The 8,577-nt window shown below is 44.2% G+C and carries 7 protein-coding genes and 2 tRNA genes; 2 read left to right on the forward strand and 7 right to left on the reverse strand.

Annotated features, from left to right (window positions below):
• Nucleotides 1-7: 7 nt before the first annotated feature.
• The 3 genes from HMPREF1551_RS11950 to HMPREF1551_RS11960 all read right to left on the reverse strand — a co-directional run bounded on the left by HMPREF1551_RS11950 (nucleotide 8) and on the right by HMPREF1551_RS11960 (nucleotide 3,621).
• The gene (locus HMPREF1551_RS11950) at nucleotides 8-3,151 is read right to left on the reverse strand and encodes a protein translocase subunit SecDF (protein WP_021629417.1); all 3,144 of its coding nucleotides are present in this window, start codon (nucleotides 3,149-3,151) and stop codon (nucleotides 8-10) included.
• 293 nt (nucleotides 3,152-3,444) lie between these two features.
• Nucleotides 3,445-3,519 (reverse strand) — tRNA-Val (locus tag HMPREF1551_RS11955).
• 27 nt (nucleotides 3,520-3,546) lie between these two features.
• A tRNA-Val gene (locus HMPREF1551_RS11960) sits at nucleotides 3,547-3,621 on the reverse strand.
• A gap of 171 nt (nucleotides 3,622-3,792) precedes the next feature.
• On the opposite strand from HMPREF1551_RS11960, the gene HMPREF1551_RS11965 reads away from it, so the two are divergent.
• Complete coding sequence (locus HMPREF1551_RS11965; protein WP_021629418.1) at nucleotides 3,793-4,125, forward strand: 2Fe-2S iron-sulfur cluster-binding protein; 333 nt, start codon at nucleotides 3,793-3,795, stop codon at nucleotides 4,123-4,125.
• Here the strand turns inward: HMPREF1551_RS11965 and HMPREF1551_RS11970 are convergent.
• The 4 genes from HMPREF1551_RS11970 to HMPREF1551_RS11985 all read right to left on the reverse strand — a co-directional run bounded on the left by HMPREF1551_RS11970 (nucleotide 4,076) and on the right by HMPREF1551_RS11985 (nucleotide 6,931).
• A complete protein-coding gene (locus tag HMPREF1551_RS11970; RefSeq protein ID WP_021629419.1) occupies nucleotides 4,076-5,014 on the reverse strand; it encodes a GYDIA family GHMP kinase in 939 nt (312 codons plus the stop codon). The genes HMPREF1551_RS11965 and HMPREF1551_RS11970 overlap by 50 nt on opposite strands.
• Nucleotides 5,015-5,083: 69 nt before the next feature.
• Nucleotides 5,084-5,323 (reverse strand): NifU family protein, encoded by a 240-nt coding sequence (locus HMPREF1551_RS11975; protein ID WP_021629420.1) that lies wholly within the window; start codon nucleotides 5,321-5,323, stop codon nucleotides 5,084-5,086.
• Between the two features lie 134 nt (nucleotides 5,324-5,457).
• Entirely contained in the window at nucleotides 5,458-6,321 is an 864-nt protein-coding gene (locus HMPREF1551_RS11980; protein ID WP_314751455.1) for a DUF3822 family protein, read from the reverse strand.
• Nucleotides 6,263-6,931: a hypothetical protein gene (locus HMPREF1551_RS11985; protein WP_021629422.1), complete on the reverse strand. Its 669-nt coding sequence runs from the start codon at nucleotides 6,929-6,931 to the stop codon at nucleotides 6,263-6,265. Before HMPREF1551_RS11985 ends, HMPREF1551_RS11980 begins: the two co-directional genes overlap by 59 nt.
• 113 nt (nucleotides 6,932-7,044) lie before the next feature.
• Here HMPREF1551_RS11985 and HMPREF1551_RS11990 point away from each other — a divergent pair, with 113 nt between their 5' ends.
• Nucleotides 7,045-8,442 carry an ATP-dependent RecD-like DNA helicase gene (locus HMPREF1551_RS11990; protein ID WP_021629423.1) on the forward strand — a complete coding sequence of 466 codons (1,398 nt, stop codon included), beginning with the start codon at nucleotides 7,045-7,047 and terminating at the stop codon, nucleotides 8,440-8,442.
• The last annotated feature ends 135 nt before the right edge of the window (nucleotides 8,443-8,577 follow it).

Genomic DNA, 8,577 nt, shown 5'->3' on the forward strand with positions numbered 1-8,577 from the left:
AAAGATCTTATTTATGAACCTCTTCGCTAGCAGCTTCTGCCTGTTTCTTTCTCTCTCCCTTAGAGGAGTCGTATACCAATGGGGTGGCTACGAATATAGAGGAATAAGTACCCACTACTACCCCAATGATCATGGCAAACATGAAGCCTCGAAGGGTTTCTCCCCCGAAGATAAAGATAGCCAAGAGGGTTAGTAAGGTAGTGAGAGAGGTGTTCAGCGTACGGCTTAGGGTTGTGCTGATGGCATGATTAAGCGTTTGAGCACTCCATCCACTCTTGCCTATTTCCTCACGGATACGGTCGAAGATGATCACTGTATCGTTCAATGAGTAACCAATTACGGTAAGGATTGCCGCGATAAACTGTTGGTCAATCTCAAGGCTGAAAGGCATCACAGAGTAGAGCAAAGAGAAGGCTCCCAAGGTGATAATCACGTCGTGGGTAAGGGCAGCAACGGCACCCATGGAGAATTGCCATTTGCGGAAACGCGCTAAGATATATCCAAAGATGATAATCAGCGAACCAATGATGGCCCATACGGCACTGCTCTTGATATCCTCAGCGATACTTGGCCCAGTCTTGTCGGACTTCATCACACCAAGACCTTCCCCGCTCATGAACTCCTCGTAAGAGATTTGTTCGCCCATGACAGGTTGTAGATCTTTGTAGAGGATTTCTTGGATTTCGTTATCGGTTTGGGTACTTTCGTCGTTGTATTTGTACTTAGTTGAGATACGCACTTGGTTGGCCGCACCGAAGGTTTTTACTTCTACAGAACCTAAAGAATTTTTGAGCAGGCTGGCTACTTTCTGAGTTTCTACCGGATTCTTAAAACGCACTTGGTAAGAACGTCCTCCTACAAAGTCGATACCTTGGTCGAAACCGCGGGTGAACATAGAGCCTAAGCTGATCAAGATGAGTACGCCTGAGATGGCATACCATACTTTTCGCTTAGAGAGGAAATCCACTTTGGTATTGGCCAAAAGATTTTTAGTGATAGATGTAGAGAAAGAAAGGTCTTTTCCTTTGGCTACATACCAATCAATGAGCAATCGGGTAATAAATACGGCTGTAAAGATAGTGGTTATAATACCAATCATCAGGGTAGTAGCAAAACCTTTGATAGGGCCACTACCGAAGATAAAGAGCACAGCTCCGGTTAGGAAAGTGGTAATGTTGGCATCTAATACAGAAGTAATAGCATGGCTGAAACCATCATGAATGGCTTGGCTTAGCGACTTACCATTTCTTAGTTCCTCTCGGATACGCTCGAAGATAATCACATTCGCATCGATGGACATACCAATGGTAAGCACAATACCGGCAATACCAGGGAGGGTAAGCACGGAGTTGATACTTACTAAGATTCCGAACATCAAGAGGATGTTAAAGAGTAAGGCGATGTCTGCAAATACCCCTGCACGGCCATAATAGAAGAGCATCCAAAGGAAGATAATCAACCCGGCGATAGCGAAGGAGATAAATCCGCTAGAGATCGCCTCCTGACCTAAGGAAGGCCCTACGATAACAGACTGTACGATGTCGGCAGAGGCAGGCAGCTTACCGGCGCGGAGTACGTTGGCCAAGTCCTGTGCTTCGAGTACGGAGAAGTTACCAGTAATCTGAGTGCTACCACCGGCGATAGGGCCAGAGGTTACACTTGGGGCAGAGTACACGATATTATCCAATACGATAGCGATGTTTCCTTTTTCGGTAAATACCTTTCCGGTAAGGTTCTCCCATATTTTAGCCCCTTCTGTATTCATATTCATGGATACACAAGGTTGGTTATGATTGTCATAAGTTTGTACCGCTTCGGTTACCACGCCACCATTGAGCGGAGGTTCGTTGGTACGGTTGCCACGTAATGCATAGAGTTCCACTAAGTCAGACTTGCGGAGGAGGCCTTGTAGGCGATCCTTGAAGTTTTTAGCCTCGGCAGGATTGGCTTTTTCATATTCATAAGGGATGAACAAGCGGTAGAGCTGTTGGAAGTTGTCCAAGCGATGTGGTTTTCCGAATACGAATTTTGCATTTTTGAGTTCAGCAGGCATGACACGCTTAGCCTCATCGCCACGAAGGTAAGAGAGCAATTTGGTCGTATCAGAGGCTAAGAAATAACCAATGGAAGGAGAAGCTTCTCCCTGAGTGAGTTGGAAAAGATCGAAGAGAGGATTCTTCTGAGCTGGAGCGATAGAATCCTTTTTCTTTTCGGCGGTTTTGTTCAGAAGAGAATCCACTTCACTACGAGCGGATAAGGTGTCCACTTGGGCGGTGGCAAGGGTATCCACTTGAGTGGTAGCAGGGGCTGGCTCTGGGGTAGTTTCTTTCTTCACAGGCGCTTCTTTGGCTTGAAGAGCAGCGTTGAGCTGGGCGAAGAACATTGTAAAGTCACCCGCCTTGAAAGTTTCCCAAAACTCCAATTGGGCAGTACTTTGCAAGAGATTTTTTACACGAGAGATGTCCTTAGCACCAGGGAGTTCTACGGAGATACGGCCGGAGTTCCCTAATTTCTTAATATCAGGATTAGTGACCCCAAACTTATCGATACGCTTGCGCAATACCTCGAAGGCAGAGGAGATAGACTCATCTACTTTTCTTCGGATGATAGGTTTCACCTCGGAGTTAGCCATTTGAGGGGTAATCTGCGAGCTGAGGGTTTTGTTGCCGAAGATATCAGCAGCGGCCAATTTGGCACCAGTGGCATCGAAGGCCTCGAAGAAGAGGTCAATATAGCTCTGGTCAGTTTCGCGTAAGCGTTGGTCGGCAACGGCTAAGGCTTTTTCGAAGGCTGCATTTTTAGAGTTTTCGGCAAGGCCACGCAAGATATCATGCACTGATATTTGTAGGGTAACGTTGATCCCACCCTTCAGGTCAAGGCCTTGCTTGAGTTCTCTCTCTTTTACTTCCTTGAAAGTGTAAGAGGCGACTCCTAAGTGGTATACAGTCTCATTGGCGATAGAATCCAAGTATTTGTTTACGACTTTCTCGCGCTGATGGACGTAATCCTCCACAGAGGTAGGCACTTTTAGGGCTGCAAATTCTTCTGCTTTTTTCTCTTGATGATTTGCTACGAAGGTAAAGGAGAGCTGATAGATGCTCACCAAACCAAAGAGTAAGGCAAATAATTTTACTAATCCTTTGTTCTGCATTTTACAATGATTTATACTATTTCAAAAAACGTGCAAATATATGAAAATAATGTAAATAAAACGCTTTTTTGAGAGGAATTTTTTTTTAACAACCTTATCAAGAGCGTTGAAAAGTAAAAGGCAAAGGAGAAAAGGTGTAGAAATCAGGCCTTGACTAGCCCTTGGCTTAGCAGTGGTGGGGCTTGCAAAGGCGTGGTACGAGCTATAAGTTCACACCAGTGAGGCGATCCATATGTATAGATGATAAAAAGAAAAAAGGTAAAAAGTTATTACTTTTTACCTTTTATTTTTAGTGGGTCCTACTGGATTCGAACCAGTGACCCTCTGCTTGTAAGGCAGATGCTCTGAACCAGCTGAGCTAAGAACCCTAAAAAATTTTGAATGATGAATAAAAGTGGGTCCTACTGGATTCGAACCAGTGACCCTCTGCTTGTAAGGCAGATGCTCTGAACCAGCTGAGCTAAGAACCCTTTTGTAATTCGGGTGCAAAGATACAACCTTTTTTTGAACTGACAAGCGTTTCTGGATATTTTTTTTCATTTTTTTTGTAAGAGACTGATGATCAATCATTAACCATTAATCATTATAATATATTGGTCATTAGTTATTAATTTTGTAATTTTGCATTTTCAAAACGAGATATGTCAGCAGAAGTTAATTTGAAAATTACTGATAGGCAGGGAGTCCTCTTTGAAGTGGAAGCCCCTACAGATATGAATATGTCCCTTATGGAGGTTATTCGAGCCTATGCTATAGCGGAGGATGGAGAGATAGGGGTGTGCGGTGGTATGGCCATGTGTGGTTCTTGCCAATGCTATATAATGAGCGATACCCCCTTGCCGGAGATAGGCCCCGATGAGGAAGCGATGCTCTTTGAGACCTCTTATACTAAGGAGAATAGCCGCTTGGGTTGTCAAATTCCTATTACGGAAGATCTTGAGGGCTTGGAGGTAATATTGGCTCCCTATCCGTAGGAAGAATCATTTCTTGAAAGGAGCGGATGGTGGTGTATCCTTTGTCGGAGAAATATTCCCTTACATAATTGGCCTGACCTACGGCCAAGATGAAATCACCTCCCCAAGCTCCTAAGCTCTTGATAGCCCCTTCAAAGTCGGCAAAAAGGCGTTCTTTTACGGTAGGCAGCTGTAAAAAATTCGAGAGCAGCGCCTCATGCTGGCTGATAAGGGAGGTAAATTGCGCTACATACTCACAGCGATATACCGATTCGGTTAAGAGGGAGAGCTGCTGAATGAGGGTAGGCTTATTTTTTTTGATAGCCCTATAGTGAGCGATACCCTCCCGGCTGTTTTGTTTTTGATTCAGATAGACAAAGAAAAGAGAGTTGGCAAAACTGGGCTGATAATAAATCGGATAGGCCTTGGCCTGTCCCTCTTGCAGCTGATAGAGGATGGGGGAGGAGGCCATAGCGCAGGCGATGTCGTACCCACTGCCACCAAAGCTGTTCCACAGCAGTTGGTAGGGATCCACCAGAGCCCACTGGGCGATCATAGCAATCAGTGTAGAGGAAGAGCCTAATCCCCAGCCTTGTGGAAATTCCAAACGGGTGGTGACCCTTGCTCCTGTCTGGCTTAGGAAGCCCGGTTGTAGTCGCTGGGCTTCTCTTAGGATCTTCTCCAAGGTTTGGGCAATGGGATTGCTACTTCCAACAAATAGTTCTTCCTCAAACCAAGGGATTCCCTCTGTGGTGAGACTGCAAAAGAATACCCGCTTTTCTTGGAGGGGATGCACCTGCATACGCTGTCCATACCGAGCGGGAAGGGCTAAGGACAAAGCCCCATCTAATACTCCATACTCCCCTGTGAGGAGCAATTTTCCATGGGCGTAAAACTCTTTTTTCTCCATATATTAAAGAAAAACCCCTCAAGAGCAGCCTCTCAAAGGGAAAAATAAACAAAACAAATTATACTTTTCTTAGTTTACATTTACAACTTTCTCGATCTCAGGCGCATACTTCTTTACTGTCATCTCTACTCCACTTTTGAGAGTCATTTGGTTCACGCTACAGTTCAAGCAGCTACCTAAGAGCTGTACTTTTACAATTTTATCATCTTCTATGCCAATGAGAGAGATGTCTCCTCCGTCGTTTTGCAAGTAAGGGCGTATCTCCGCTAAGGCTATTTCTACACGTTTGAGTAAGTCAGGATTATTCATGCTAATATTGTTAATAAGGTTTTATTTTTCCTAAGGGCAAAGATACAGAATAAAAACGAGTTTTAATAGTTAATTGTTAATTGTCAATTGTTAATTTTAAGGGTAGGCCGTTAGTAAACACTATTTATGATTCACTAGAAAGTATGGGTGAGTATAAAATTCTGTCTGGCGAGGGTTGGATCCATATTTTGGCAGAAGGGGTTGTTCTTCTGAGGGGGTAGAAAATAGATGAATCTCACATACTTATATATAAGGTAATAGCGTTCGGAGTTACGGATGATATCACCTAAGAGGTACAAGGGGGTCACCTCGGTATCTATAGAGAGTTGTTCCAAGGAAAAAAGCAGGTAATAGAGCATATCGATAGGCTCCTCAAAGGCAAAACGGTTGTAAAAAGCCAATTGTTCGTCCTTGAAAACTACCAAGTGGAAGGCACCACGATCGAAATGAGCATAGATAGCATCTTTTTTCTTAGGATTGTGCATCAGTAGGATGTTCAGCAGGGTAGTGGTGAAGTGTTCGTATTCAAAGATACCGTAGGTCTCACGCAGTACCCGGTTGATAGACGAGTTGGGGATATACACATTGATCATCTTTTCCTCCTTGAGGGTGTCGTGGCTGATAATCTGGTTGTGATAATCTGGTACATTGAACTTAAGATACTCAAAAAGGAGCTCTGTGGCGAAGAGTTCTTCGGGAACAAAGGCAAATTGTTCGTTGTTGTGTAATACCTTGATGGTGTCAAAGTCTTGACAGAGCGCGCGTTCCTCCTTTAGGAATTGCTGCACCTGCTGTTCGGCCACCAAAGGGGAGGTGGAAGGGGGGATTGTAAGATAATAGATAGATTCTACACAGGAAAGGGCTGGGTTAAAGATACAAAAAGAAAGCCCATCCAAATTCAATTGAATGGACATCTTTTTGAACTCTATATGTAAATGATTACCTTCCTTCACTTTTGTTTTCAGACTTATCGTTATAATAAGAAGGCCAGTTACCACTACTAGATACCTCAGTCATGGAACCTACCGATACATAGGCACCCTTGATGTCATTAACTCCTGTTTTTTGGACTTCTTTGTTGATTTCATCTTCATCCAGGCCGTTAAGGATCTCTTTTTTAGAGACTTTCACCTCGAATACAGGGAATTTTACTTCATTTTCACGAGTGATCACCCCAGTCTCTATCTTGATAGGGATGGTACGATCGGCTATGGTGATGGAGGACATTTCCTTGTAACGGTTGGAGTTTTTGAACAAAGAGTCCTTTACCGATACCTTGCCTATGGTGTCGGTCACGACACTCTGCTTAGGGACATCGATTCTTAAATTCTTGTCGAACTCAGTCCAGCTGGTATCTCGCTGGGTAGTGATATAGAACTGACCAGTTTCTACGAATTTCTCTAATTCATCAAAACGGTTGGTATAAGTCTTATGAATAGCCTCATAGGCCTCTTCGCATTTGCGAATATCCTTCAGTTTGGCGATGACCTGGGCAAAACGCACCTTACTTTCCTTCTCAAATTCGATGGGGCCTTGAATGGATTTGTATATCAAATAAAAGCCTATAACACTGATTATCAATAAAGCAGCTTGGATTCCTTTTCTCATATAATAATGGGTTTGTATTAAATTCGCAATAATGAGCAAAAATACAAATTTTTTTTGAAAGAAAATGTTTTTCTATAAAAAAAATTTCTTACCTTTGGAATTATTTCTTACCTATGGAGATAGAGGATATTTATGAATTGCTTTTGGGTCATTTCGGTTGGGAGCCTACAGAATCGCAAGAGATTGTTTTTGAGGAGCTTGCAGGTTTTCTTGCAGATGATAATGAGCAAAGTTTGTTTTTGCTAAAGGGTTTTGCAGGGACGGGGAAAACCACCCTTGTCAACACCTTGGTCAAGACCCTCAAGGAGCTTTCCCAAAAGGTAATTCTCCTGGCTCCTACCGGACGAGCTGCCAAGGTGATGACTACCTATACCGGTCAGCGGGCTTTTACAATCCATAAATATATCTATCAAATGGTAGATGAGCAGGGGATGTTTGCCTTTTCCCTGAAGGAGAACAAGGCCTCTGAGGCTCTTTTTATTGTAGATGAGGCCTCTATGATAGGGGAGGAAAGTGTCTTTGGGCAAGGGTCGCTGCTGTCGGACTTGATGGAGTTTGTGTATGTAGGGGATCGCTGTCGGTTGCTCATCATAGGTGATACTGCCCAGCTGCCCCCCATACACACCGAGCTAAGTCCCGCGCTGGACAGTGACCGGCTCAGCTTCGTCTATCACAAGGAAGTGGTAGAGGGGGAGCTGACCGATGTGGTACGGCAGGGGCGCAAGTCCGGTATCCTTTATAATGCAACTCGCCTTAGAAAGCGCATCGAGCACTTCAAGGACAACTTCCGTATTCGTATAACGCCCTTCAAGGATGTTGTCCTTTTGGAGAATGCCTCCGAGCTACAAGAAGCCCTCTTGGAAGCCTATCAGGAGAGTGGGGTGGAGCAAACCTGCTTCATCGTACGTGCCAACAAGCGCGCCGTGGAGTACAATGAACAGATAAGGCAGGTGGCTTTCGAATACGATCAGTTGTTATGTGTGGGAGATAGGCTGATGGTGGTCAAGAATAATTATCTGTGGGGGGCTGATACCGTAGGCTTTATCGCCAACGGAGACACCTTGGAAGTGCTTGAGTTACAGCTTGTCGAGGAGGTATACGGCTTGACCTTTGCCCATGTGCTGGTTCGCCTGATCGACTATCCGGCCATAGACCCTTTTGAGGCGATCCTACTTTTGGATACCCTGACCAGCCCCACCCCTTCGCTGACTTATGAGGAGCAAAACAACCTCTATCGGGAGATCCTACAAGAGTATAACAAGCAAACCGGCCAGATAGCTCCGCTGAATATACGTATTCATCCTTATTATAATGCCCTCCAAGTCAAGTATGCCTATGCTATTACCTGTCACAAAAGCCAAGGAGGACAGTGGGAGCAGGTCTTTGTAGAGAAACCCTTTCTCCCCGAAGGGCAAAGTGTTGCCTATTTCCGATGGCTCTATACGGCCATTACACGTGCTAAGGAAAAACTCTATTTAGTGAATTTTCCAGAAGAAGAGACCATTTTATAATAGTCAATTCTTACTCTTTAATCATTATTGATACGAATCAATAGTTAAAGAACTAGAAATATATGCATCCATAATAGTTGTAAGTGACTTATTATCAACCTTTCATTGTCACATCCCCCCTGCCCCCCTCAAGGG

Source organism: Capnocytophaga sp. oral taxon 863 str. F0517 (assembly GCF_000466425.1).
Taxonomy (GTDB): domain Bacteria; phylum Bacteroidota; class Bacteroidia; order Flavobacteriales; family Flavobacteriaceae; genus Capnocytophaga.